Annotated in this window: 23 protein-coding genes; 11 read left to right on the top strand and 12 right to left on the bottom strand. The window is 39.2% G+C overall.

From position 1 onward, the window contains the following. Positions 1–15: 15 nt before the first annotated feature. Positions 16–639, bottom strand: a complete 624-nt coding sequence (locus tag K1X56_02415; GenBank protein MBX7093547.1) for a NifU family protein — start codon at positions 637–639, stop codon at positions 16–18. A gap of 97 nt (positions 640–736) precedes the next feature. Here K1X56_02415 and K1X56_02420 point away from each other — a divergent pair, with 97 nt between their 5' ends. Genes K1X56_02420 through K1X56_02440 form a run of 5 tightly spaced genes read left to right on the top strand, consistent with a single transcriptional unit; the run spans position 737 to position 4,848 of the window. After that, the gene (locus tag K1X56_02420; protein ID MBX7093548.1) at positions 737–1,183 is read left to right on the top strand and encodes a hypothetical protein; all 447 of its coding nucleotides are present in this window, start codon (positions 737–739) and stop codon (positions 1,181–1,183) included. 53 nt (positions 1,184–1,236) lie between these two features. Beyond that, positions 1,237–3,459 (top strand): TonB-dependent receptor, encoded by a 2,223-nt coding sequence (locus K1X56_02425; protein ID MBX7093549.1) that lies wholly within the window; start codon positions 1,237–1,239, stop codon positions 3,457–3,459. 11 nt (positions 3,460–3,470) lie between these two features. Beyond that, positions 3,471–3,821 (top strand): heavy-metal-associated domain-containing protein, encoded by a 351-nt coding sequence (locus K1X56_02430; protein ID MBX7093550.1) that lies wholly within the window; start codon positions 3,471–3,473, stop codon positions 3,819–3,821. A 2-nt stretch (positions 3,822–3,823) separates the two neighbouring features. Next, on the top strand, positions 3,824–4,336 hold the full coding sequence (locus K1X56_02435) for a gamma carbonic anhydrase family protein (GenBank protein MBX7093551.1): 513 nt from the start codon (positions 3,824–3,826) through the stop codon (positions 4,334–4,336). Positions 4,337–4,377: 41 nt separating this feature from the next. Next, the gene (locus K1X56_02440) at positions 4,378–4,848 is read left to right on the top strand and encodes a hypothetical protein (GenBank protein ID MBX7093552.1); all 471 of its coding nucleotides are present in this window, start codon (positions 4,378–4,380) and stop codon (positions 4,846–4,848) included. A 46-nt stretch (positions 4,849–4,894) separates the two neighbouring features. Here the strand turns inward: K1X56_02440 and murI are convergent, their stop codons facing one another. From murI to K1X56_02490, 10 genes are all read right to left on the bottom strand, one after another. After that, positions 4,895–5,722: a glutamate racemase gene (gene murI / locus K1X56_02445; GenBank protein MBX7093553.1), complete on the bottom strand. Its 828-nt coding sequence runs from the start codon at positions 5,720–5,722 to the stop codon at positions 4,895–4,897. Positions 5,723–5,757: 35 nt separating this feature from the next. Next, positions 5,758–6,261, bottom strand: coding sequence for an OmpH family outer membrane protein (locus K1X56_02450; protein ID MBX7093554.1), 504 nt, complete (start codon positions 6,259–6,261; stop codon positions 5,758–5,760). 16 nt (positions 6,262–6,277) lie between these two features. Continuing rightward, positions 6,278–6,787, bottom strand: a complete 510-nt coding sequence (locus K1X56_02455) for an OmpH family outer membrane protein (GenBank protein ID MBX7093555.1) — start codon at positions 6,785–6,787, stop codon at positions 6,278–6,280. 36 nt (positions 6,788–6,823) lie between these two features. Next, positions 6,824–9,331 (bottom strand): outer membrane protein assembly factor BamA, encoded by a 2,508-nt coding sequence (bamA, locus tag K1X56_02460; protein MBX7093556.1) that lies wholly within the window; start codon positions 9,329–9,331, stop codon positions 6,824–6,826. Then, complete coding sequence (locus tag K1X56_02465) at positions 9,321–10,073, bottom strand: isoprenyl transferase (GenBank protein MBX7093557.1); 753 nt, start codon at positions 10,071–10,073, stop codon at positions 9,321–9,323. Before K1X56_02465 ends, bamA begins: the two co-directional genes overlap by 11 nt. Before the next feature lie 109 nt (positions 10,074–10,182). Beyond that, on the bottom strand, positions 10,183–11,016 hold the full coding sequence (locus K1X56_02470; protein MBX7093558.1) for a hypothetical protein: 834 nt from the start codon (positions 11,014–11,016) through the stop codon (positions 10,183–10,185). Continuing rightward, on the bottom strand, positions 11,016–11,933 hold the full coding sequence (locus tag K1X56_02475) for a hypothetical protein (GenBank protein MBX7093559.1): 918 nt from the start codon (positions 11,931–11,933) through the stop codon (positions 11,016–11,018). The genes K1X56_02470 and K1X56_02475 overlap by 1 nt, the downstream gene beginning before the upstream one ends. 67 nt (positions 11,934–12,000) lie before the next feature. Then, positions 12,001–12,879 carry an NAD kinase gene (locus K1X56_02480; GenBank protein ID MBX7093560.1) on the bottom strand — a complete coding sequence of 293 codons (879 nt, stop codon included), beginning with the start codon at positions 12,877–12,879 and terminating at the stop codon, positions 12,001–12,003. A 1-nt stretch (position 12,880) separates the two neighbouring features. Next, positions 12,881–14,278 carry a hypothetical protein gene (locus tag K1X56_02485; GenBank protein ID MBX7093561.1) on the bottom strand — a complete coding sequence of 466 codons (1,398 nt, stop codon included), beginning with the start codon at positions 14,276–14,278 and terminating at the stop codon, positions 12,881–12,883. A gap of 3 nt (positions 14,279–14,281) precedes the next feature. After that, a complete protein-coding gene (locus tag K1X56_02490; GenBank protein MBX7093562.1) occupies positions 14,282–14,953 on the bottom strand; it encodes a CBS domain-containing protein in 672 nt (223 codons plus the stop codon). Between the two features lie 76 nt (positions 14,954–15,029). On the opposite strand from K1X56_02490, the gene K1X56_02495 reads away from it, so the two are divergent. Beyond that, positions 15,030–15,746, top strand: a complete 717-nt coding sequence (locus K1X56_02495) for a pyridoxine 5'-phosphate synthase (protein ID MBX7093563.1) — start codon at positions 15,030–15,032, stop codon at positions 15,744–15,746. Continuing rightward, positions 15,743–16,501, top strand: a complete 759-nt coding sequence (locus K1X56_02500) for an alpha/beta fold hydrolase (protein MBX7093564.1) — start codon at positions 15,743–15,745, stop codon at positions 16,499–16,501. Before K1X56_02495 ends, K1X56_02500 begins: the two co-directional genes overlap by 4 nt. A gap of 1 nt (position 16,502) precedes the next feature. Here K1X56_02500 and K1X56_02505 read toward each other — a convergent pair whose 3' ends face one another. Continuing rightward, positions 16,503–17,546 carry an endonuclease/exonuclease/phosphatase family protein gene (locus K1X56_02505; GenBank protein ID MBX7093565.1) on the bottom strand — a complete coding sequence of 348 codons (1,044 nt, stop codon included), beginning with the start codon at positions 17,544–17,546 and terminating at the stop codon, positions 16,503–16,505. 192 nt (positions 17,547–17,738) lie between these two features. On the opposite strand from K1X56_02505, the gene K1X56_02510 reads away from it, so the two are divergent. From K1X56_02510 to K1X56_02525, 4 genes are all read left to right on the top strand, one after another. Continuing rightward, entirely contained in the window at positions 17,739–20,276 is a 2,538-nt protein-coding gene (locus tag K1X56_02510; protein ID MBX7093566.1) for a TonB-dependent receptor plug domain-containing protein, read from the top strand. A 22-nt stretch (positions 20,277–20,298) separates the two neighbouring features. Next, positions 20,299–21,519 carry a choice-of-anchor J domain-containing protein gene (locus K1X56_02515; protein MBX7093567.1) on the top strand — a complete coding sequence of 407 codons (1,221 nt, stop codon included), beginning with the start codon at positions 20,299–20,301 and terminating at the stop codon, positions 21,517–21,519. A gap of 20 nt (positions 21,520–21,539) precedes the next feature. Then, positions 21,540–22,877, top strand: a complete 1,338-nt coding sequence (locus tag K1X56_02520) for a T9SS type A sorting domain-containing protein (GenBank protein ID MBX7093568.1) — start codon at positions 21,540–21,542, stop codon at positions 22,875–22,877. Between the two features lie 210 nt (positions 22,878–23,087). Further along, entirely contained in the window at positions 23,088–26,291 is a 3,204-nt protein-coding gene (locus K1X56_02525) for a PKD domain-containing protein (GenBank protein ID MBX7093569.1), read from the top strand. Positions 26,292–26,362: the final 71 nt, after the last annotated feature.

A 26,362-nucleotide genomic window follows, 5' to 3' on the forward strand; every position in this document is an offset into this window, starting at 1 on the left:
GTGTCTTATAAAGGTTTAATCTTCTGCGGCTACGACTTCTTTAACTTCAGGGAGCATCGATTTCATTAATTGTTCAACTCCGTTTTTTAGCGTGACCATCGAACTAGGACACCCACTGCATGATCCGCGCAAAACCAAATGCACTGTTCCTTCATCGAAACTTTTAAAGTGAATGGCACCTCCGTCGTTTTCTACTGCGGGACGAACATATTCATCGAGAATAGAAATGATTTTAGAATCTAATTCTGAGCTGGGTTGTGCATGAGATGCTTGTCCTAACATCGAGAATTTTTTTACTTCTCCTTCTCCTTTTTTGGGTTCCGGAAATTTAGTTACTGCAAGTACATTTTTTCTGAGGTAGTCAAGAATAAATTCTCTCAACTCCATCGTAATAAAATCCCATGCGATGCTGTCATTTTTGGTTACCGTTACAAAATTGGTGGTGATAAATACGCTTTTTACAAATGGAAATTTAAATAACTCTTCTGCAAGTGGGGATGAATTTTTTGCTTCTTCTGCACTGCTGTATTCTGCAACACCATCAATTTGAACAATGGGTCGGTCGGCCACAAACTTCATGGTTGCGGGATTGGGAGTCATTTCCGCGTAAACATTAGTGATCTTGATATTCTCTTCCATGGCACAAAATTAAGCAATTATAAAGCTGAAAAACAGGATTACAAGTTAAACTGCTTTTTGTTTTGAAATTGGTCTTTTTTTTCGTTAATTTTGTACTATGAAAACAAAGGCAAATCTGTTTAAACACTTCACCCTCTGGGTGATGTTGCCCTTGTTTGTATTCATGAATACGGGTTTTAGCCTTTATAGGCACGATTGCCGCATGAGTGGTTCTTCCTTTTCATTTTTTCAGGCAGAAGATGGATGTTGTGTAAAAAAGGTGAAGGCAGAGAAAAAATGCTGCGCGGTTAAAAACAAAACAAAGCTTGCCAAAAAGAAAAAATCCTGTTGCTCTCAGGAACTGATTACAGCTCAATACCGCTTTGAAGCAACAAATCATTCAAAATCTTCAATCCAATTATTCCCTACCGCAATAGTATTAAGCGAATCTGTTTTTTCATTTGATCTGTTTTGGGACAGTCAACTTGAACAGTTTTGCGACAGCTCACCTCCTGGTTATACAGGGAGAGAAATTCTACTCAAAAAACGACAGCTTATAATTTGAATTTGTTCTGACAGGCAAAGCCTGGTTTTTGTTTAACATCAAAATCTCAGAACATGAAATTTATTTTTTCAGGAGTATTATTGCTTCTCCTGACCCATTTTTCATTTGGACAGAAAATTGAGGGTACTGTATATGGAATAAATAGTTCCGGTAATAAAGAAGTATTACCTGGAGTGAACATTTATTTTGTTCCCGGAAATGTGGGGACTGTTTCAGACTCACAAGGAAAATTTTCTATATCCAATCCCACAGCTGAACCCGTTAACATCGTTTTCAGTTTTATTGGTTATGCGAATGATACACTGCTGATTTCTGCTTCAGATACCACACTCGAAGTGATATTGAAAGAATCAAGGATATTGGATGAGGTCTCCATTGAAGTAACGCAATCGACCACTCAAATTTCTATGCTTAAGCCGGTGAATGTAGAAGTAATTGGCCAGGGAGAAATTAAAAAAGCAGCATGCTGTAATTTATCGGAGAGTTTCGAATCGAATGCTTCAGTAGATGTAGTTTATGGGGATGCAGTTTCAGGAGCACGCGCTATTCAAATGCTTGGCCTAAGTGGAGTGTACACGCAATTGCAAATTGAAAATGTTCCGATGTTGCGTGGACTTTCAGCCAATTTCGGTTTGCAATATATTCCCGGAACATGGCTGGAATCGATTCAAATTACTAAAGGAGTCGGAAGTGTAGTGAATGGATATGAATCGATGAGTGGACAAATCAATGTTGAATTTCTAAAGCCGGAAAACAAAAAATCGGACCGCTTATTTATCAATGCGTATAGCAATCACATTGGTCGCAATGAACTTAACTTTCACTTTAATCACAAGGTGAATGAAAAGGTAAGCACATTGTTATTTGCACATGGTAGTGGATATTTTCTGGAAAATGATATCAATAAAGATGGATTTCGCGATAATCCCTTAAGTAAACAAGTCAATATTCTGAACCGTTGGAAAATTCAAGGAAAAAAAACGGAACAGATTTTTATGATTCACGGAGTGAGTGAAAATAAAATAGGTGGTCAAACCGGTTTTGATCCGACCTCTGATAAGTTTACATTTAATAAATATGGCGTTGGAATAAATACCCGATTGATTGAAGGGATGTTTAAAAACGGATTTTTGTTTCCTTCCTCTTCTACGAGAAGTATGGGACTAATTGTAAATGGCAGGCATCACGAACAGGACTCATATTTTGGTTTCAGAAGTTACGATGGAATTCAAAATTCATTGTATGGTAATCTCATTTTTCAGGATGTGATTGGCAATACGATGCACAACTATAAAGTTGGTGCAAGTTATTTACTGGATCACTATAATGAACGTTACCGCGATTCTGTTTTTTCAAGTCTTGAAAGCGTGCCCGGTTTGTTTGGTGAATACACCTATACCTATCCTGAGACATTTAATTTATTGTTGGGTATACGTTCCGATTTTCATTCCATATATGGACCGAAATTTACTCCACGTGTTCATCTTCGGTATTCTCCCTATGAATGGATCACTTTCCGGGCATCCGGCGGAACTGGATTTAGAACACCGCATATTTTTATTGAGAACATGTCCACCCTCGCCAGTCAACGTAATGTCATTATCTCCGGACCATTATTACCTGAAGAAAGCAGAAATGCAGGTGCCAGTGTTACGCTTAAAACCACTTTGTTTAAACGTGATTTAAGCGTTAATGTTGATTTTTATTATACCTATTTTAAAAATCAAATCATTACTGACCTGGATGAAGATCCGCATTCTGTTCATTTTTACAATTTAAATGGACAAAGTTTTTCTAAGAGTTCGCAATTGGATGTTGACTACTCGCCATTTAAAGGTCTAACATTAAAACTAGCCTATAAACATTACGATATCAAAGCAACCTATCATGATACGCTAATGGAAAAACCAATGGTGCCTCGTGATCGCTATATGGCAAATGTTAGCTATCAAACTCCCTCTAAAAAATGGCGATTCGATTTAATCAGTAATTATTTTTCTTCTTCTCGTTTACCTAACACCATGGGTTTGCCGGATGATATTCGCTTTAAACAGCGTTCCGAGCCTTATTATATTATTCACTTTCAAATTACGAAACTATTCCGAAAGTTTGAATGGTATCTTGGTGGAGAGAATCTATTAAATTTTACACAAAAACAAGCGATCATGTCGCCCGATGATCCATTTGGTTCGCATTTTGATGCCAGTATGATATGGGGACCATTAAACGGACGAATCTTTTACACTGGTATACGTATAAATATTAAACACAAGTAAAAAAGACAATTATGAAAACAATTTTGAAAAGCACATTCATATTATTTTTCCTTCTTACAAGCAGTATTTTATTGGCCCAAAAGAAAACGGAAACTATTGTTATAAAAACATCGGTGGTTTGCGACATGTGCAAGGAGCGTATAGAGAAAAACCTTATTTTTGAGAAAGGGGTTAAGGAAGTAGTGGTGGATATATCAGCAAAAACGATTACCGTTAAATTTAAGTCTGATAAAACCAATGCCGACTCCATTAAACATGCAATTGTAAAACTGGGATATCGTGCAGACGATCTACCTGCTGATCCGGAAGCTTTTAAAAAGTTGCCGGATTGTTGTAAAAAAGACGGTTGCGGAAAAGATTAATTATGGCAATTATAAAAGAAGTTCAAGGAAAAAAACCACAATTTGGTGAGGAATGCTTTATCGCTGAAAATGCGACCATTGTTGGCGATTTACAGTGTGGTGATCAATGCAGCTTTTGGTTTAACGCGGTGGTCAGAGCGGATGTTCACTATATTAAAATGGGAAACAAAGTGAATGTACAGGATGGCGCCTGCATCCATTGTACGTATCAGAAAGCGCCGACCAATATTGGGAACAATGTTTCTATCGGACATCATGCCATCGTGCATGGATGTACCATTCACGACAATGTTTTAATTGGAATGGGAGCAATTGTTATGGATGGATGTGTGATTGAGTCCAACTCAATTATTGCAGCGGGTTCTGTTGTATTAGAAGGTACCCATGTAGAAAGCGGAAGTGTATACGCGGGCATTCCGGCCAAAAAGGTAAAAGAGGTGAATAAAGAATTATTTGAAGGAGAAATTCAACGGATTTCTAATAACTATGTGATGTATTCGTCCTGGTTTAAATAGGATGGCATAGTTTTGGGAATAATCCGGAAAAAATAAAAACCATGAAAAATATTTTTACCCTCTTTCTCTTTTTCATTCTTATGAATGCCGGCGCGCAGGTGCCTGGTCAAAAATTAGTCCCTAAAGCAGTGCTTGATCAATTCGCTGTAGATTTCCCCGGAATTACACCAAAACGGTGGGAAGCAAAAATCGGGAAACAATTTGAAGCGGTGATGATCCACAACAATAAGCCATCCCGCGCACGTTATGATGCCAATGGGAAGCATTTATTTACAACCTATCACTGGACAGGCAATACTTGTCCGGATGCGGCAAAAAATGCAATCCTGGCAACGTTCTCCGGCTTTAAAGTTGATTGGGCTAATGAAGTGATTAATCTTGAAAAGGGGACAGATCGTTTTTTAATTCATCTTTCCAAGCCGGGTCATATTCTTAAGGTATTTGTAAATGCCGATGGAAGTGTGGTTACTGATGGAAAAGAAGAAGAATTTAATGATGCCGGAAATAACTAACTAAATCTTTAGTTGATAAATGGCGGAATTTATGGTTCCGCCATTTTTATTTCAGATGAATGTGTTTGGATTGAATGGTTGTTCCAAAAAATACAGAACCTTTTTGGTCGAACGATTCCGTATCATCCGTGGTAAAAAAGGAAAGCGTCCCATTTTTAGAAATCTGACTTTCCAATTCCGGATGCCGGTGAAAGTATTCTTTTAAACTTTGTGCAACTATTTCACCCTGTGAAATCAATTCAATGTTTTCCGGTAAATACTTTTTGAAGGTGGAAATCAATAATGGGTAATGCGTACAACCCAAAATTATCGTATCAATATTTTTTTCAGCCGGATTTAATTCATCGATGTATTTTTTTACAAAGTAATCCGCACCTTCTGATTGGTATTCATTGTTTTCAATAATGGGGACAAGCATCGGACAGGCTTGTTGATATACCTGAATTTCAGGAAAGAATTTATGAATTTCAATGGGGTACGAGCCGCTATTAATCGTGCCTTGAGTGCCAAATACACCCACATTTTTGGTCTTCGAAATTTTACCGACCATTTCTGTTGTTGGACGAATAACGCCCAGTACTCGTTTGTTGGGGTCGATTTGCGGCAGATCTTTTTGCTGAATATTTCTTAGTGCTTTTGCAGATGCAGTGTTACACGCTAAGATGACCAGCGGGCAACCCATATCGAAAAGTTCTTTTACAGATTGCAGTGTGAATTCGTATACCGTTTCAAAAGAGCGGGGACCATAAGGCGCTCGGGCATTATCGCCAAGGTAAATGAAGTCGTATTGAGGTAATAGCTTATGGATTTCCTTTAATACGGTTAAACCACCATATCCACTATCGAAAACGCCTATTGCTTTTTTGTAATTCATTTCAAAAAAAAATCCCGCGGGATGCGGGACTAAATTTATTGAATTCCGAGATCTTTTTTCACTAACGGAGTGAGGTCGTTCCCTCCTTCGAGATAAACCATCTGAGAGATGTCGAGCACATAATTAATGCCGTTTGCCTTTGCTATTTTTCCAACAGAGGCTTTCACTTTTTCAATCATGGGATTAAGCAATTCTCCTTCTTTTTTGCTTAATTCTTCCTGCACATATTCTTCAAACTTCATCATGCGTTGCTGATATTCCATGATTTCCTGCTGACGGATCATATCTAATTCACCCTGAAGTTTACCTTCTTTTTTATCGCGTTCGTATTCTGTAACCAAAACATCATATTTTGCCTGCATACGCTTCATTTCACCTTCCATTTTGCCTGCAATTTTCTTCAGACTGTCTTCTGCTGTTTTTCGTTCAGGTAATTGCAACATTAGATTTTGAAAATCAACATGCCCCACCTTTTGCGCAATAGCAACTCCAATTCCAGACATGAGGAACATGGTAAATAATAGAATGATCTTTTTCATATTGGTTTTTGTAAAATTATAGTCCTAATTTTTTTAATACAGCTTCTGTTTTGTCAGCTTTAGGGTCTGCATACAAAATGAATGCCGAATTAGCTTTATCGAAAATAAAAGTATATCCCCCGCTTTCAGCAACTTCTTTAATGGCTTTATAGACTTTTTCCTGAACGGGTTTAATTAATTCCTGACGTTTAGTAAATAAATCTCCCGTAACTCCAAAACGTTGCTTTTGCAGTTCTTTAACAGAGCGCTCTTTCATCGCAATTTCATCTTCACGTTTTGCTCTTTCCTGATCAGGTAACAGAATTTTTTCTTTTTGGTAGGCCTGCCACATTTTGTCGATCTCGGCATATTTTGCTTCAATTTCTTTTTGCCATTGTTCCGAAAGATCGTCCAGCTTCTTTTGCGCATCCTGGTACTCGGGCATTTTTTCTAAAATCGTTTGTGTATTCACAAAACCGTATTTCTGTGCCTGTACACCTATAGCGCCGAATCCAAGTAATAAGAAAATGAAAAGTATTCGCTTCATGCTTTGAAAATGATTGTCGAAAATAAGTTTTTTCCTTTATAATTCACCAAGATTCATGCCAATGGTAAAGAAGAATTGTCCTGAACCAGGTCTAAAGCTCGGGTCGCGATCCACTTTATCAAAGCCCCATCCGTAATCCAGACCAAGTAATCCGAACATCGGCAGGTAAATCCTTACCCCAACACCGGCTGCCCGTTTAACGTTGAATGGATCAAAATCCTTGATTTTTTGCCAGGTATTTCCGGCCTCCGCAAAACCGAGCATGTAAACAGTAGCATTCGGATTTAAGGATAATGGATAGCGTAATTCAAGGACGTATTTTGCAATCATCATGTCACCTACCGACTGAGAAACAATTCCGTCTGAATAACCACGCAGTGCAATGATTTCTTGTCCGAAAATAAAATTCATACCGGATAATCCACTACCACCTAATTTGAATCGTTCAAAAGGTGAGTCGCCCACTTTTTTGTTCCATGGTAGCAGGAATCCAAAACCGGTCCGCGCATTAAGCACCAGTTTCTTTTTCTTATCCAGCGAAATAAAATGAGATGTGGTGAATTTCCATTTATTGAACTCCAGCCATTTGTAACGCTCCTGATCGGTAACGGTGGAATAGTCTTTTCCGTTGAAAAAAGAATATGGTGGAGTAAACTTACCGGTAAATGTAATGGTTGAACCTTGACGTGGATAGAGTGGTTGGTCAACCGAATTTCTGGATAAGGTAAACCGGGCTGCAAAGTTGTTTACATATCCATCGGTAAAGGTGAATACACCCTGGTAATTTTTTAAATCGTAATACTGGTAACTCGGGGCTTCCAGATAAACGCTAAAGTAATCGTCGGGCCATTTAAGGCGTTTACCAAAACCTACGGAAGCTCCTGTAATCATTAACCGTTGTTTTTCCGGATCACTTCGTTTTAAATTATCGCGAGATGAATAGGTATGGTATACGTTTACCGATAGGGAATTAGGTTTTTTCCCTCCCAGCCAGGGCTCTGTAAAGCTGAAGTTGTAACCTTGGTAATAGGTACCGGTCGACTGCGCACGAACACTGAGTTGTTGACCATCACCTGCCGGTAAGGGTTGCCAGGCACCTTTTTTGAACAGCTTTTTAATCGAGAAGTTATTAAACGATAATCCTAATGTTCCGATTACACGGCCAGCTCCCCAACCGCCTGAAAGTTCAACCTGATCGGAAGGACGTTCCTCTACGGTGTATTCAATATCTACGGTTCCGTCATAGGGATTAGGAACAGGATTTACTCCAAATTTTTCCGGATCAAAATAACCGAGCTGAGATAATTCACGTTGAGTACGAATGATATCATTTCTCGAAAATAATTCACCTGGTTTGGTTCTTATTTCGCGGCGAATAACATGATCGTTGGTTTTGGTATTGCCTTTTATGGTAATGTTTCTCACACGCGCCTGTTTTCCTTCTACAATCCGCATTTCGAAATCGATCGAATCATTTTCTACGCGAATTTCAACCGGTGTAACAGAGAAAAATAAAAATCCATTGTCCATGTACAAGGATGAAATATCATTGCCGTTGGCCGACATAAACAATCGTGATTCTAAAACGGATTGATTGTAGATATCTCCTTTTTTAATTCCGAGTAGAGTGTCAAGATAGCCCGTTCGGTATTGTGAATTGCCCACCCAGGTGATGTTTCGGAAATAGTATTTTTTCCCTTCGTTTACGGTTAATTTTATTCCTATATGTCCCGGGTCTATTTTATAAATAGAGTCCGAAACAATGTAGGCGTCACGGTATCCTTTATCGTTTAATTTAGCTATGACCTTGTCTTTTTCACCACGTAAATTTGACTCCACATATTTCGATACTTTCCAAAATCTCCACCAGTGTTCTTCCTTGGTATCTTTTAAAAGGCCCTTCACTTTTCTGTCACTGAGTGATTCATTTCCTTCTACCAAAATTTCTTTGATTTTAACTTTAGGACCTTTATTTACACGGATAACCAGAACCACTGCATTATTTAATTTTTGGGTATCTCTTACTTCGGTAATGTCAACCGTGGCATTAAGATGTCCCTTTTCCTTAAAATAGGCGACTACGGTATTTTTAGTAGTAGAAAGAAGATTGTCCGTTACAATTCTTCCGGCATAGAGATCAAGATTTTCTTTTACTTTCTCCCACTCACTTTTTTTGATTCCTACCGGTTTGTATCCTGCTAATCGCGGACGTTCTTTTACGCGGATATCCAGGAAAATTTTATCACCCCGAATTTGAGTTGCATCAATGGCAACATCGGAAAATAATTTTTGATCCCAGAGTTTTTTTATCGCTTTGGTAATATCATCGCCAGGCACTTTTATTTTCTGACCGCGTTCTAATTCCGATAAAAGAATGATAGCCTTTTCTTCAAAGTGAAATGCACCGGTAACGGTGATGTTCTCAATAATATATTCCTTGGGGTTTCCATAATCAATTTCGTTTCCACCCAAAGGCAATACTTGTCCGAAAGAAACAATCGGCAAAGCAATTAGTACAATTAAAAGGAATAGTTTATTCCGCATCAGATTTAAGTTGTTCACTAACCATACCGAATCGGCGTTCTCTGCGCTGGTATTCGGAAATTGCTTCAAAAAAGTTTTCTTTTTTAAAATCGGGCCAGAATGTTTTTGTAAAATAAAATTCAGTGTAGGCACACTGCCATAATAGAAAATTACTGATTCTGTTTTCACCACTGGTGCGAATTAATAATTCAGGATCAGGAATAGCCGAGGTGTTTAAATACGATGCAATGGATTGCTCACTAATGTCATCCGGATTTATTTTTCCGGACTTAACATCCTCTGCAATTTTTTTGCAAGCATTTACAATTTCCCAGCGGGAACTGTAGCTAAGTGCTAAAACTAAATTTATAGTTGAATTGTGCGAAGTTTTTCGAATCGCTTCTTTTAATGCCGAATTGCAGGAGGCCGGTAAATTTTCTATATCACCGATGGCCTGCAAGCGTACTCCATTTTCATTCAGCGTGTCAATTTCCTGAGCAATGGTATTTACCAATAAATCCATTAAGGCATCCACTTCAGCTTTGGGTCGATTCCAATTTTCAGTAGAGAACGCATATAAGGTCAGGTATTTTACCCCCAATTCTGTGGCTGCAGTTAGCGTTTCCCGAACAGATTCAACACCGCTGATGTGACCTACAATCCGTTGTTCGCCCTTTTGCTTGGCCCAACGTCCATTGCCGTCCATTATAACTGCCACATGCACAGGCACTTTACTTAAATCTATTTGGTCTTTAAAACTCATTTATGGTTGACATAAAGCGTGCAAATATCCACATTATTGTCCTTATATGGAAAAATTAAGATTAATTGGGTAAAATAGAGAGGTGGGGGATGTTTTGCCAAAAGGAAAATCAGTTTCGTTTGCTACTGAAACTATAGCATTTATTGGTTTTTCCAAGGCGTACACTGATGCTACCCCCCAGGTAAGCATACCAGTCTTTGTTATTAGGATTTCCCCGCAAGGTCCCGCTTAATGAGCGACCATCCGAAGATTGATTGGCAAAATGTGCAGAAAGGGGACCGTTTTCCCTGGCCAAATCGGTGGGATCTACATAATAGCCCGATACATCATCCAGGTAATCCGTAAAGGTTTTCCGTATTCCGTATTCTAAACCAATACAAATTCGCTTGCTGATGTTTCCCTTCATCCCAATTCCAAAGGGAATGGATAGTTGATTGAGGGAATATTCTTTTTTGCTGTTTAAACTGGAGCCTTGTCCTTCGGTCCCCAGCGACTGCAGGTCCACCCAATTGTCATTGAGTTTTCCCTGTGGATTCATGTTAAAATACATGAGCCCGGTAAAGAGATATAAAGTAGCAGATTCATCGGTGATGTTCCCCAATGAAAATTTTACAAAAGTCATTTCTACGATGGGACCAATTTCAATAATTCTGGATCTGAAACTCAGGTTGCGGGAAGCAAGATTAGGATTACTGGATAATGAATCTGCGCCACTTACCATTCCGTAGGTAGCAGAAAGTCTCCATGCAAAACGACGATTTAAATTGTTGCGAAGAAATATTCCACCAGACGCATGGAGTTGATTAAAGTGTTTATACGGATTCAAATCCCCAATATAATAACTCCCACCTCCGGTGATGCCAATTTCATACTGTGCCAAACTCGTTCCATAGGAAAGAGAAAGGAGTAAAATTGAAACCCAGATGCTGAATGTTTTTTTCATCAAAACTTCGGAAGAACAAATTTTCCTTTCAGGAAACGATAGTTAATGGAAAATATTGCGAACATGTACGAATCATTATCGCTTCGGTCACCACGTTGGTATCCGGGACGCGTAGGATCTCCACCAGAGTAGGAAAGTAAGGTGGGATCGTGTTTACTGGGGTCGGCAAAATAAGCGGCAACGGCTCCCTGATTGGCTAATATTGTTGCATTATCAAAATAAACTCCGCTTACATCATCAATATAATCCGTAAAGGTTAACCTTCCAGATACTTGAAATCCAATACTGATGTGCTTATTCATAGCATAATTCAATCCAATGCCAATCGGCAGGCAGATTCCCAATCGCTTATATTTAGCTGGTCCACCTGGTTGATTTTGACCTTCGGTTCCAAGTTGTTGAAGGGAATAGTATTTGCCGTCTACTGGATATTTAGCCCTTGGATTAAAATAAAAAGCAGCAACACCTCCGGTGATGTAGGGACTATAATAACTCCAGTTTTTTCCTTTTGCACCTCTAAGGCGGTACATGTGACCAATTTTTTCGCCAAAAGGATATACTTCTAATTGAAGTCCGAATTCAACAATCGGAGATCGGAAGGATAAATTTCTATTGTTCCGGAATGGTTCAGTGGTTAATGCATCATCACCTTTTAACCTTCCGTATAACAGATGAGACTTTGCTTTTAGTGTGGGAATAATTTTATAGGCATAATCGATTTCCACAGAGGGCCTGGTCATGGAAAATTCAAGATCCTTAATACCGTTTGTACCTATCGCATTGGCTCCACCAAGTTCTCCGAGAAAATTCGAAGCGCCTACACCGATTCTTACCTCGTGACGGTAAAATTTCCAGCTCTGTCCTTTACCGATAAAGGAAGTGCTCAATAAAATCAGTATTGCAAGTAGTCTTTTCAAGATGTATAAGCGACCCAAATATAATAAAAATGAGTAATTTAAGGAAAGGAAGAAGGTTAAGGGACTATTAGTTACGCTTATCGATCCCCCACATCAGTTTATTTCGAATTGTTCCGAAGAAATTCTGTTCACTTAACTGTATGAGCTTGATCTTAAATTCCGCTTTTGTGATGATGATTTCATCTTCACTGTCAACATTGTAGGAGCGGGAATCGAGGGTAGCTAAAAAATGCTTGGACCGGCCCTCAACTTTTAAACGGATTTCTGAGCTATCGGAAACAATTACGGGACGTACATTCAGGTTATGGGGGGCAATTGGCGTAATCACAAAATTATCTGAACCTGGAGTTACTATGGGACCTCCGCAGCTTAGCGAATACGCAGTAGAGCCCGTGGGTGTTGCTATAATCAATCCATCTGCCCAATAGGAGTTTAAAAACATATCGTCGATGTAGGTATGGATGGTAATCATTGAGCTGGAATCCTTGCGATGTAGGGTAAGTTCATTCAGCGCAAAAGCATGTTTTCCAAATACATTTTTGGTGGTATCCACATGGAGTAAAGCACGTTTTTCAATGCGGAATTCTTTTTCAAAAAGAGAGGTTATGGCCCGCTCTATATCCTCTTTGGAGATGTTTGAAAGAAAACCTAACCGCCCTGTATTTATTCCTAAAATCGGAATCCCTGAATCCTTAACAATTGAAACGCAATCCAAAATAGACCCATCGCCTCCAATGGAAATCAGGCAATCCACCTTGTTTTTTATTTCAGTATGCTTGGTAAAAAGTTTGATGTCGCTTTTTACGTTTACGCGGGGACGTAAATAGGAATTGAATGCTTCGAAGACGTATAGCTGCGTTTTTCTCTTACCCAATTCATCAAAAAGAAATTGAATAGGAGCAATAAAATTGTCGTTGAATGAACGCCCGTATATGGCAATGTTCATGTTAAATCGGTTTGATGAAGTGTAGAAAGAAGCCGTGCTCCAATTCTTTATTTAAAGAATACTCAAATCTAATAACTTTATCGTAAAAGCTAACAAAATCGAGACCTAATCCGGTGCCGTATAAAAGATTATTGGAAAGTGGATTCACAGCATAATACCGTTTATCTACCACATACCCGGCATCGATATACAGATTCAGATAAAAAGCATAATGAACTTTTGCAAAATTGGTGTTTTTAAGCATTTCAATGTCGTGCTCTTTCGGACCAAAAATCCTGTATTTAAAATTGGATTTAAAGAGACCAAAATGCTGACCATCGATAACGTAGTATTCGTATCCCCTGATGTAATTGGTATAACCTAATCCTTCCTGGAAAAAATAAGGCAAATCCTTGGTTGGAGTTGTTTTCACTTTGAATTGAGAAGCAAAAAACAGATGTTCGGCCAATTGGAAAAAATCATTCCGGGTTAGCGTCAGGTGTAAAACATTTGGACTATGAATCCCAATATTTGCGATGCCTTGTTTTACAAGATCAACCTGTGTATAATGTCCGGTTAAGGGATAACCTTTATTGTCGCGTTTATCAAATTTAAAAGTGTAATAAAGTGCCAGATATTTCATCTCGGTACTATTGTCTTGCAAATAATTATTCACCTGATGGGTGATGGTATCCAAAATCCGGGTATGGTTAAAACGCAATTCTGCATTGTTCATGGAATAGAATTTTCCCCTGAACGAAAGATTCAAACGCAAGGATAATTCATCTCTCGAATTGCCGGTTATTCCTGTATAAAAAAGTCGCTTATTATTAAACGTTCCTACGGTAATCTCATTGTTCTGAACATAACTGGCCCAAATGCCACCACCTAAATTCTGTTTTTTGGTGAGGTAGGGAATACGATATGTAGCAGCAAATTCTTTTGAATAGCCAAGCTGAATTTTTGCACCAAGATCTTCATTTCGGCCCCGGAAATTTTTCTTAAGTACTACAAGACCGTAATTGGTTCGGGAGAAATCCTTATTTAACCACCAGGTATTAAAGTTGGGATCGGCAAATTGAAAAACAGGAATGGGCCATAGGTAAAATCGTTCTTTTAAATGGACAATAATATCTGTATAAACAGAATCCACCGGATAGGAAACAATATCTACATAATTAAAAAGAAGTGTGTTTACCAGGTTCGATTTTGAACGTGATAAAACAGCATTAAAGTTGTTTTTTGAGATGGTATCTCCACTTTGAAATGTAAGTTCCCGTAGAATAATAGACTCTTGCGTTTTCCGGTTTCCAGCAATGGAAACGCGTGCAATTACGGTGTAATCGGAATTTTGCGCAAAGCTTACATCCTGTAAAAGTGCTGCTGTTATACTCAGCAAAATAAGCAGCGCTTTTGGCATTATTTACATTTTTAGATAATTCATTAAAGCGTCGTAACGGGTTTTCAGATCGTCGAAATAATCGGAGTCAACCTGAAATGCCGACTTAATGAAATAATTATAACGTTGAAACGTCTGCAGTATTCCGGAGACGTCCGTCTTATTGATTTTTAACGTAACATCTATCGTTCCGTTTTCAGGATTGTTGTTTAAAAACACAGAGAGGATTCGTGCATTATTTCCCTCTACAATTTGGGCAATTTGCGATAAGGAATAATCCTGATAATTGACTTCTAAAATCAACACGCTTCCGGGTTCTGTAATTGAAGAAACAGACCCGATTTTTTCCATCAGATTACTCATGGAAATCACGCCTAAATAGTGTTTGTCTTTATTCAAAACCGGAACAATAGAGAGGCGGTTTTCATTCATGATTTTTATCGCATCGTAAATGTGTTGACCTTCGGTTACGTGGATGTCGTCCAGTTCAAGATCTTCCAATTGTTCACCAATGGTTTTTTCCGGACTGTTCAAATCAAAAATGTCGGCGTCTGCTACCAAACCGAAATACTGACCATTATCTACCACCGGCAGATGAGCCACTTTAAATTCATCCATCCATTTCAGCGCTTTGGTTCCCGTATCGCTAAGTTTGATGGGTGGAATGTTTTCAGATATCAGGTCTTGTGTAAGCATAAAGGTCAATTATCAAATACCGTGCAAAAATTAAAACTAAATTTGCAGGGTTAATTCTACAAAAATAGGAAATCCTATGACAAAGCTGAGCGTGAATGTAAACAAGGTGGCCACCTTAAGGAATTCAAGAGGGGGCTCAATTCCAGATCCGGTTCAGGTGGCCCTCGATGCCGAGCGATTCGGAGCACAGGGAATTACTGTACATCCACGACCGGATGAACGCCATATCCGCTATGCTGATGTTCGAAATCTGGCACCATTAATTTCTACTGAATTCAACATTGAAGGAAATCCAAAAGAAAAGAAGTTTGTTGATTTGGTGTTGGATGTATGCCCTCACCAGGTGACATTAGTTCCGGATACAAGCGGACAATTAACTTCCGATCATGGGTGGAATACTGTAGTTGAACAGGAATATTTACGGGAAATAATTGGGTTGTTTAAATCAAAAGGGATTCGTACCTCCTTGTTTGTAGACCCGGAAATAGAAATGGTGGAAGCAGCATTTACAACAGGTACAGACCGCATTGAATTATATACAGAAAGTTATGCTGCTAATTATTCGAACAATCGTGTCAATGCTATTCAGGCGTATAAACTGGCTGCAATTCGTGCCAATGAATTAGGATTAGGTGTAAATGCCGGACATGATCTAAACCTGGAGAACCTTGCATTTTTTAAAGAGCAAATTCCCGGTTTATTAGAAGTTTCCATTGGGCATGCTTTAATTGCAGATGCGCTTTATTTCGGACTTCAAAAAACAATCGAATTGTATTTAGAAAAATTAAAATGAAACTACATTTCAAATCCTTCGGAGAAGGAAAGCCTGTAATTATTTTACATGGACTTTTTGGTTCTTCCGATAATTGGCAAACGCTGGCAAAAGTAATTGCAGAAAAATACAAGGTTTATCTGGTAGACCAACGAAATCATGGTCATTCTTCACATGTACCCGAAATGGATTATGGCGTAATGTGTGATGATTTGTTTGAATTGATACAAGATGAACAATTGGATCAGGTCGGTATTATTGGTCATTCCATGGGAGGAAAAACAGCCATGTATTTTGCTCAGGAGCATCCGGAATTAATACGTGATTTGATTGTGGTTGATATGGGAACAAAAAAATATCCACCCCATCACCAGGTGATTTTTGATGCCTTATTGGGAATAGATCTGGATAAAGTCACTATGCGAAAACAGGTGGAAGAACATCTTCGTTTAACGATTCACGACAATGGTGTAATTCAATTTTTATTGAAGAATTTATACTGGAGTGAAAAAGAAAAACTCGATTGGCGATTCAATTTACATGTTCTCTACAGAGAAATCGACAGAATATTAGATGCAGTTCCTCCGGGTAGAATCGATGTGCGGACTTTATTTATTCGCGGAGAAAAATCGAATTATATTTTAAATACAGACTTTCCTTCTCTTGGAGAGCAATTTCCGGGATGTGAAATAAAAACAATTATGGGCGCCGGCCATTGGGTGCATGCCGAAGCTCCAAAAGAATTTTTACACGAGGTGATGTCCTTTTTAAGTTGATTTATTTCACTTCCTTTTTGAGCATCAGATAAACCGGAAAGTGATCCGCATATCCGCCGGAATAAGTTCCGCCCGAATAGGTACGGAAGGGATAACCTTTAAAGTTTCCATTATCCTGCCTTAAAAATGGACGGTTAAACACTTTGGCCGAATGGAAAGAAAATCCGGTTTGATTTTGAATTAAAAGTGAAGAAGTAATCAAGAATTGATCAAATAAATTCCAGCTATCATTATAAGCCAGAGATCCAATTCCATTTTTATACATGGCATACATCGGATTATAAAGCTGCGTTCCTGTTGAGTCAGTTTGTTTTCCATATGCACCGATATGCTTATAAACCGAAGCATTTACCGGATCGTCATTTAAATCGCCCATATAAATCACTTTCGAAGCAGGATCTGCTTTTTGAAGTGAATCGATAATATGTCGACCAAGCTTCGCTGCCAATTCGCGTTTGGGCCGGCTCCTTTTTTCACCTCCTCTTCTGGAAGGCCAGTGCGCAACAATAAAATGCATGTTTTCTCCATCTAAAGTTCCCGATACCAATAACTGATCCCTCGACGCAAATGAAGTGTCGGTGGGGTCGCTCAGACGGTACGATTTTGCAGATGTAAGTTTAAAATATTTGGGGTTGTATAATAAAGCGACATCAACACCTCTTCGGTCGGGACCTTCAATAAGTATGGGTTTATAATTTCTGGCGCTGATTTGCGGGTTTTTTACAAGGTCGTTCAAAACGTTAATGTTTTCTATTTCGGCAAGACCAATAACGGCAGGCCCATCCGGATTAACATCTGTCCCTATTTGAGAAATAACTTCCCCAAGCCGATCGATTTTCTTCCAGTAGCGTTCGCTTGTCCAACGGTTGAGTCCATTCGGAAGAAACTCCTCGTCATTTTTAGTGGGTTCATTAATGGTATCGTAAAAGTTTTCTACGTTCCAAAAGGCCACCACGGCGGAATAGTATTTTTTTTGTGCAGATTGAGCAAAAAGACTCAGTCCTGTTAAAGAAAAAAACAGGAGCGCTTTAAATTTTAACATCATAGTATACCAGTGTTGGAGCAAAAATAAGCTTTTGAATCCTTAGTAGGGATCCGATATGGAATTTCTTAACAAAAGCCATGCAATTTTATTCACAGTCCTTCACCGAGTTATCAAATTGTTACCTTTGCCTCAATCTGTTTTTAGGATTAAAAAAAATCGTCCATCTTTGGACTCTCAAAAACTACTTGCCTGATGATTGCGACCTATCGCCATTCGTTATTATTGTCATTATTTTTTCTGACATCAGTAATTGGATTTGCACAAGACGATACTACAAAATTAATACAGCCCGACACCTTATTAGAACAGGGTTCCCGTTTACCTATTTTCACCACCACCGCCGGCGACAATGACGACCAGCAAGAATCGCAGGATATTTCAGGTTTATTACAATCCTCCCGCGATGTTTTTTCTTCAGTTGCCGGATTTAATTTCGGAAATGCTCGCTTTCGTATTCGTGGATTAGGTTCAGATCATTCAACTGTTTTTATTAACAACATCCGTGTAAATGACATGGAAACCGGTTGGGCTTCATGGAGCAACTGGGGAGGATTAAATGACGTTACACGATGGATGGAAGTCCGCACCGGAAATTCAGGTTCACGTTTCGGATTTACAGGTATTGGTGGTTATTCCAATATTGATGCACGTGCTTCCAGCTACCGCAAAGGAAACCGTATTTCTTATGCCTATTCTAACCGTACCTATGCTCACCGTGTGATGGCAACCGGTTCAACCGGAATGATGGCTAACGGTGTTGCAGTAACAGCCTCTGTATCCCGTCGTTTTTCGAATGAAGGTTATATTGAAGGAACGTTTTTCGATTCGTGGAGTTATTTTCTTTCTGTCGATAAGAAATTGAGTGATAAACATACGCTTTCATTTATCGGATTCGGTGCTCCTATTCGTCAGGGTCGCCAGGGAATAGCCACGCAGGAAGCAATGGATCTTGCCGGTTCAAATTATTACAATCCATTTTGGGGTTATCAAAATGGTGAAAAACGAAATAGCCGCGTAAGTCATAGTCACGAACCTATGATGATTTTAAGTGATGTATTTACTATTTCATCCAAAACTCAATTGACCACAGGCGTATTTATTTCGCCGGGGAAATCCGGTCAAACAAGTTTAAACTGGTACGACGCAAAAGACCCTCGTCCGGATTATTATAAATACTTACCAAGCTACTACGATCCTGAATATCCTTCATTGGTACCGCAAATCACGGCCAACTGGCAAAATGATGTAAATACACGTCAGGTCAATTGGGATCAACTATATTTTGCAAATTCTAAAAATCTTTACACCGTTAATAATGCCGATGGTATAGCAGGTAATACGGTTTCCGGAAATCGCGCAAAATATATTGTAGAAGATCAGCGTAACGATGTTACACTAATGGGTGTAAATGCATTATTGCAACACAAATTGAATGAACGTGTACATATTACTGCAGGCATTAACCACACACGACATAAAAGTCATTATTACAAAGTGATTGACGATCTGCTCGGTGCTGATTTTTGGTTGGATTTAAATCGTTTTGCAGTAGAAAACGCCATTGATCAGTCGGAGTCGCAATCCAATCTTGGTAATACTAACAATGTTGTTTATAAGAATGAAATATTCGGATACGATTATAACTTGTACATCAACAAAACGGATGCTTTCGGGCAAGCAGAATTTTCAGGTAAAAAAATCGATGGATATGTATCATTAGATTTGTCCAACACCACCATGTGGAGAGACGGTTTAATGCAAAATGGAATGTTCCCGGATAACAGTTTAGGGAAATCAGAAGTATTCAACTTTTTTAATTATGGAATAAAAGGTGGGGCAGTGTATAAGATTTCCGGGCGTCATTACATCACCGCTAACCTTGCACATTATACAAGAGCGCCGCTTGCAAGGAATATCTTTTTGTCGCCCCGCACCAGAAATCAAACCGTAGAAGATCCGCAAAGCGAAAAAATTTACTCCGGTGATATCGGTTACGAAGTGAGATTCCCCAAGTTTAAAGGACGTGTTACCGGTTTTTATAATTTGGTAAATAACCAAACATGGTTGCGTACATTTTATCATGAGGACTACAACAGTTTTGTCAATTATTCAATGACCGGATGTAATCAAACGATGACCGGTTTAGAGTTGGGACTTCAATACAACGTAACACCAACAGTTCAATTAACAGGAGTTGTTGCACATGGGCAATATCTTTGGACCAATCGTCCTTTGGCTACGGTTACAGCCGATAATCAGTCCCAATTAATTGCCAGTGATAAAACGGTTTATTTGAAGAATTATCACATAGGTGGAATGCCGGAAACCGCAGCCTCCTTTGGTGCAAAATATACAGGTGTAAAAAACTGGTTTGTCGGATTTAATTTTAATTATTTCGCGAATATCTGGATGGAAGTGAATCCGGATCGTCGTACAGCAGAAGCCGTGGAAGGTTTAGTCGTTACAGATCCGCAATGGGGTGAATTAGTAGATCAAACCAAGCTGGATAATAATTACACCTTAGATGCCTATGCCGGAAAATCATGGAGAGTAAAAAATTACTTCATCAACATCAACCTGAACGTAAATAACGTTTTGAATAATCAAAACTTCATTATTGGCGGAATGGAACAACTACGTTACGACACACGTGATGTAAGCAAATTCCCGAATAAATACAGCTACCATTTGGGAACAACATTTTTCGCAATGGCTTCAATTCGTTTTTAAATAAGGATTCAAATAAAAGATCATGAATAAATTCAAATTATTATTAGGATTAGCGCTGGCAGGAGTGATGTCGCTTTCTTCTTGTAAAAAGGATTTTGATTCTCCTCCTTCAAGGGAAATTCCGACAGGTAGCATTATGACAATTGCTGATCTTCGTGCATTGTATACCGGAAGCCCGGTGCATTTTAGCAATGATGAAACGGTTTTTGCAGTGGTTACTGCCGATGAAGTTTCAGGTAATCTGTATAAAAATGTATATATCCAGGATAATACCGGTGCAATTAACATGCGCTTAATGTTTTCCGGCGGATTATATGTTGGAGATTCACTCCGAATCAATTTAAATGGAACAGTGCTCTCTTCCTATAATGGAATGTTGCAATTGGATTCGGTGAATGTCGATAACAATATTGTTAAACAAGCTACCGGAAAATTCATCACACCGGAGGTTGTTTCACTGGATATGATTGATGCGTCTTACCAGGCAAAATTAGTTCGTATCGAGAACGTGCAGTTTTTATCTTCTGACACAGCTTACACCTGGGCTGATGCAGTGGGGCAGACTTCACAGAACAGAAATCTGGCGGATTGTTTAGGAAACGTCATGTTGGTTCGCACCAGCGGTTATGCAAACTTTGCCGGAAGCAATGTTCCTAATGGAAACGGATATCTCATTGCAATTGTTGGGCAGTATAACACCGATATGCAATTGTATGTTCGCGATCTTAATGATGTAAACATGAATGCAACACGTTGCCAGGAACCTTATTTGGACAAGGACTTTGAAGACTTGAGTATTGGTTCCGGTGGTTGGACTCAACAATTAGTTTCGGGTGGTATTTCCTGGACAACTGCCACTTTTGGTATTGATAATTTTGCCAAGGTTACCAATTACAATGGTGTAGCCAACATTGCATGTGAGTCATGGTATATTTCTCCAGCTATTGATTTGAGTGGGGCAACACAACCTATTCTTACATTTAGAACAGCATGTAATTATGCAGGTGCTGCATTGGAGTTATATATTTCAACCAACTATGATGGATTTTCCGCTCCTAATACGGCAACATGGACCCTCTTACCGGCAACTTATTCATCCGGATCATGGGTTTTTGCTAACTCAGGTAATATCAGTTTATCTTCATATTTAACTTCCGGTGTACACATTGCATTTAAATATACCGGTACCAACGTAGATGGTAAAACCTGGGAATTAGATGATATTTTAATTGATGAACTTTAAATAAATTAATTGCAATCGATATGAAAAGAATTTTATTTGCTGTTGTTGCTACTTTAATGCTTTCACAAGTTGAAGCCCAAGTAGTTTTTTCTACCAGTTTCGAAAACTGGACAGGTGCTGATCCCGACGGATGGAAAGGCTCAAAAACAAATTTTGCTGCAGATAGTATCATTATGGTTACTACCGGTACCATTTACGGAACCAAAGCAGTTCAATTAAATAACACGACTACCAGTCACAAACGTTTTACAACTCAACCAATGGCTGTGACCCAAGGTCAGGTTTTTGAAGTTTCATTTTGGGTTAAAGGAAGAGGAGATGTACGCATCGGTATTTTTGATAGCAGTAATGTAGCTACTACCAGCGGTTACCATTATGCGGCATACAACACGATCAATACTACCAACTGGACTCAATACACACAAAGCATAACTGCGGACACAACATGGAATACCGCGCAGTTTATTGTTTCGGTTAAAAACACAATTCCATCTTCTAATCACATCCAAATCGATTCACTGGTAATTTCATTACCTTCTGCTCCATCTACAGTTTCGATTTATGATATTCAGTATTCAACTGTTGCTCCTTACGATTCACCATTAAACAATACCTCAGTTAATACCGGAGGAATTGTTTCTGCGGTTTATGCATCCGGCTATTTCATCCAGGATAATTCTGGAGCATGGAACGGTGTTCACGTTTTTGATAATACACATACCCCTGCTATTGGAGACAGCATTTTAATCTCCGGAAATGTTACCGAGTATTTTAACATGACTCAAATTAGCAGTATTTCATCCTATACCACTGTTTCAACCGGAAACCCTGTTCATGCAGCTGTGGTTATTCCAACAGCATCGGTTAATCTGGAAGATTATGAAGGTGTTTTAGTTCAGGTAACCAATGCCAATTGCGTAAACGCAAATGCAGGTTTTGGAATGTGGACAGTAAACGATGGCAGTGCAGATTGCAAAATCCATAATCTGATTTATCAGTACACACCAACCCAAGGAAACGTGTATGCGGTTACAGGACCAGTTTATTATTCATTTGCTGAGTTCCGAGTTGAGCCAAGAGACGTTAATGACGTAATCGTTCAAGGATTCGCAGGCGTTGAAGAAGGATCACTATCTAATCTAAACATTTACCCTAATCCGGCATCAGATTTCTTTGTAGTTCAGGATGTTGAAATGAATTCCTCCGTTGAGATCTATGATTTGTCTGGCCGAATGATTAAGTCAACCATCATTTCCAAAGAAAATCAACAAATTTCAGTTTCTGAGTTAAAATCGGGCTCCTATATTGTTTTAGTAAGCTCTAATAAGGGTTCCTATTCGACAAAACTTGTAAAATAATAGACAAATCAACCGCTGAGTTGGAGAAAGGAGGGGCGACCCTCCTTTTTTTTTTCATTATTTCGCAGAGATTGCAATTCCTAAAAAGAGGAGTAAATATTTAAATCTCTGATAAACATGAATTTTAATACCGTCATCTGGCTTTTTCTTGTCATCGAGGCAACTTTTTGTGTAAAATTCGTCAGATAATTGTATTCTCAATTTTCTACCATGAAGAAAATACTACTTATTGTCTTTTTACTGATAGGGTCCTTTACCGGACTTTTTAGTCAGAACAATATATTCAAACCCGATCCAATCTGGATAGAACAGTCCATCCAGCAACATTTTTCATTTGATGCTTTTGTGGCAGCATTAAAGGAAAAAACGGATCACGTGTTGCTTTCCAACGGGAACTATAAACCACTTTTATTAAAACTTTACACTTCAAGCAGAAAGAGAATCCTCAGAAAATATTTTAAAGGGGAATTAAATATTGCCTTTATCGAAAGTGAATTTGAAAAGCAAATTAATTCTATACTTACCGTATTACCTACGCTGAGTGCTTCAGATTTAGATATTCGATTAGCACGACTAACCAATCTGGATTCGGATCACGATCATCCGCAACGTGTACCCGGCGGACCATGCGACAATCCGGATTTTGAGACTTGTAATTTTAATAACTGGCAAATGGTGACCGGTACAGTGGATGGTAGTCAGCCTTATTCATTTACCGGAGCAACCAATACTACATCATTTTCTACGATCAATTCACCATCCAGTGGAACAGATCAGCACTATATCTGCAATGGTGGAACGGATACCTATGGTTTCCCAATGGTATACCCAGGTGGGTCCTGCTCTGCAGAAATTGGTGATTTTTCAGGATTAGGTTACGACGCTTCACAAATTCGTCAAACCTTTTTAGTTTCATCAGGCGACGCAATTCTTACATTGAATTATGCAGTTTGTTTAGAAGATGGTGGACATGCGGCTAATGAACAACCTTATTTCCGAATGAGGGTTTATGATCAGTCAGGAAATTCCATCACCTGTGCAGCCTATGAAGCCGTTGCGGGAGATGGTCAACCCGGTTGGCAATCTTCAGGGATTTGGCAATATAAACCCTGGACAACAGTATTTATTCCTCTAGCACCTTATTTGGGACAAAACGTAACGGTTGAATTTACTGTTGGAGATTGTTCACAAGGTGGTCATGCAGGTTATGCTTATGTGGATGCATCTTGCTCTGCAATGGCGATGGATTTATCTGCGACTGCTGTTTGCGCGGGACAGCCTATTACGCTTACGGGTCCTGCCGGTGCTGCATCTTACCTGTGGAGTAATGGAGCTACAACACAAACCATCTCAACAACTACCCCGGGTGCCTATTCTGTTACCGTTACACCTGTAACAGGGTCAGCATGCGCAATTACTTTAGATACTGTTGTTTCGGCAAGTCCTAACCCAATTGCTCAATTCACCAATAACGGTCCGGTTTGTTTTGGACAGCCTATTACGTTTACAGATCAATCCAATCCCAATGGATCAACTATCGATTCATGGTCATGGGATTTTGGCGACGGATCAAGTTCTACTTCACAAAATCCGACTCATACTTACGCAGCAGGAGGAACCTATACGGTTACATTAACCGTTTCAACCCCTGCTGGATGTACGAATTCCACTACGGCAAACATAACACAGGCTCCTCAGCTTACCTTGCCCACTTCTTTCGTAGATGAAACATGTGGTCAATGTGACGGAGTTGCCATTGTTGCACCACAAGGAGGCACATCACCTTATTCATACAACTGGAATGGGGCAGGACCTAATGCTCCTTCGATCAACAATCTTTGTTCAGGAAATTATCCGGTAACTGTAACCGATAATATGGGTTGCACGCAAACGGCAAGCGTTGCAGTAGGAAATGGAGGAGGATTATCTATCACTTCTATTACATCTACACCAGAACAATGTCAGGGTGATTGCTCCGGTACAATTACAATTACAGCTCCTGGAGCAACGCAGTTTTCAATCGATGGAGGAGCAACATTTACTGCCAGTGGAAATTTTGCAAATGTTTGTTTTGGGAATTACAACGTTGCTGTAACAAATGCTTCAGGATGTAGTGCAACCGGAACTGTTTCAGTAACGGCACCTAATCCTATGACATTAACTGCTACCGGCGATACCTTAATCTGTATTGGAGGTACAGCGGTAATTTCCGCTTCTGTAGTTGGTGGTACTGCTCCTGTAACTTTAATTTGGGACCAGGGCTTGCCTAATGGTTCTCCACAATCTGTTTCTCCTTCTGCAAATACAACTTATTCAGTTTTTGCACAAGATGCGAATGGATGTACTACCACTCCACAAACAGTAGACGTAACAATCAACCCTCCTCTAAATGTTATTGCATCGAATGATGTGAGTATTTGTCCAGGACAAAGCGCTTCAATTTCTGCCAATGCATCTGGTGGAAATGGTGGACCTTACACGTATGTTTGGACCGATGGAAATGGAAATACCTTGAATGGACAAAACCAAACGGTTTCTCCTTCTGCAAATACTACTTACACAGTAACGGCAACCGATAACTGCGGAACACCATCTGCAACCGATCAGGTGGTGGTAACAATTAATCCTGTACCGGTGGTAACCTTTGTTGCCGATCAATTATCAGGATGTGTTCCATTAGCAGTAAACTTTACCAATACAACTGATCCATTGTTAACCAATAACTGCAGTTGGGATTTTGGTGATGGAAGTACATCTAACAACTGTGTCAGCTCCCACGTGTTTACACAAACAGGATGTTTCGATATCAGTCTCACTGTAACATCGCCTGATGGTTGTGTTGGTTCTTTAACCGTTCCTTCCATGATCTGTGTGTACCCTTACCCGGTTGCAGATTTTAATTTCGGACCCCAACCGGCAAACATCCTCGATCCTGAAATTGATTTTGTGGACGCCTCTTCGGGAGCATCTACTTACCTGTGGGATTTTGCAGGATTAGGAAGTTCTGCATTAGCCAATCCAACATTTGTTTTCCCTGAAGATGAACCCGGATCTTACAATGTATGTTTGCATGTAGAAAACCAATACGGATGTGCAGATGATATCTGTAAAATTGTGGTGATCGATGATTATTTCACTATTTATGTTCCAAATGTTTTCACACCAGATGGTGATGGTCATAACGATTTCTTTTTCCCTGTTATCGATGGTTATTTAACCGGATCTTACCAGCTCTATATTTTTAACCGCTGGGGTGAGATAGTATTCTCCTCAACGGATCCGTCTGTGAGTTGGGATGGTTATAACAAAGGACAAATGAGCAAAGAGGATGTTTACGTTTGGAAGATTATTGTGAAGGATGCTACTGAGAAAAAGAAAAGGACATTTGTTGGACACGTGTCCTTGTTAAAATAATCAGCGATAATGATTAGTCCTCCTCTGATTTAGAGGGGATTGGTCGTTATAAATATTTCATTAAGCCATTT

It is taken from the genome of Flavobacteriales bacterium, from assembly GCA_019694795.1.
Taxonomy (GTDB): Bacteria; Bacteroidota; Bacteroidia; order Flavobacteriales_D; family UBA2798; genus UBA2798.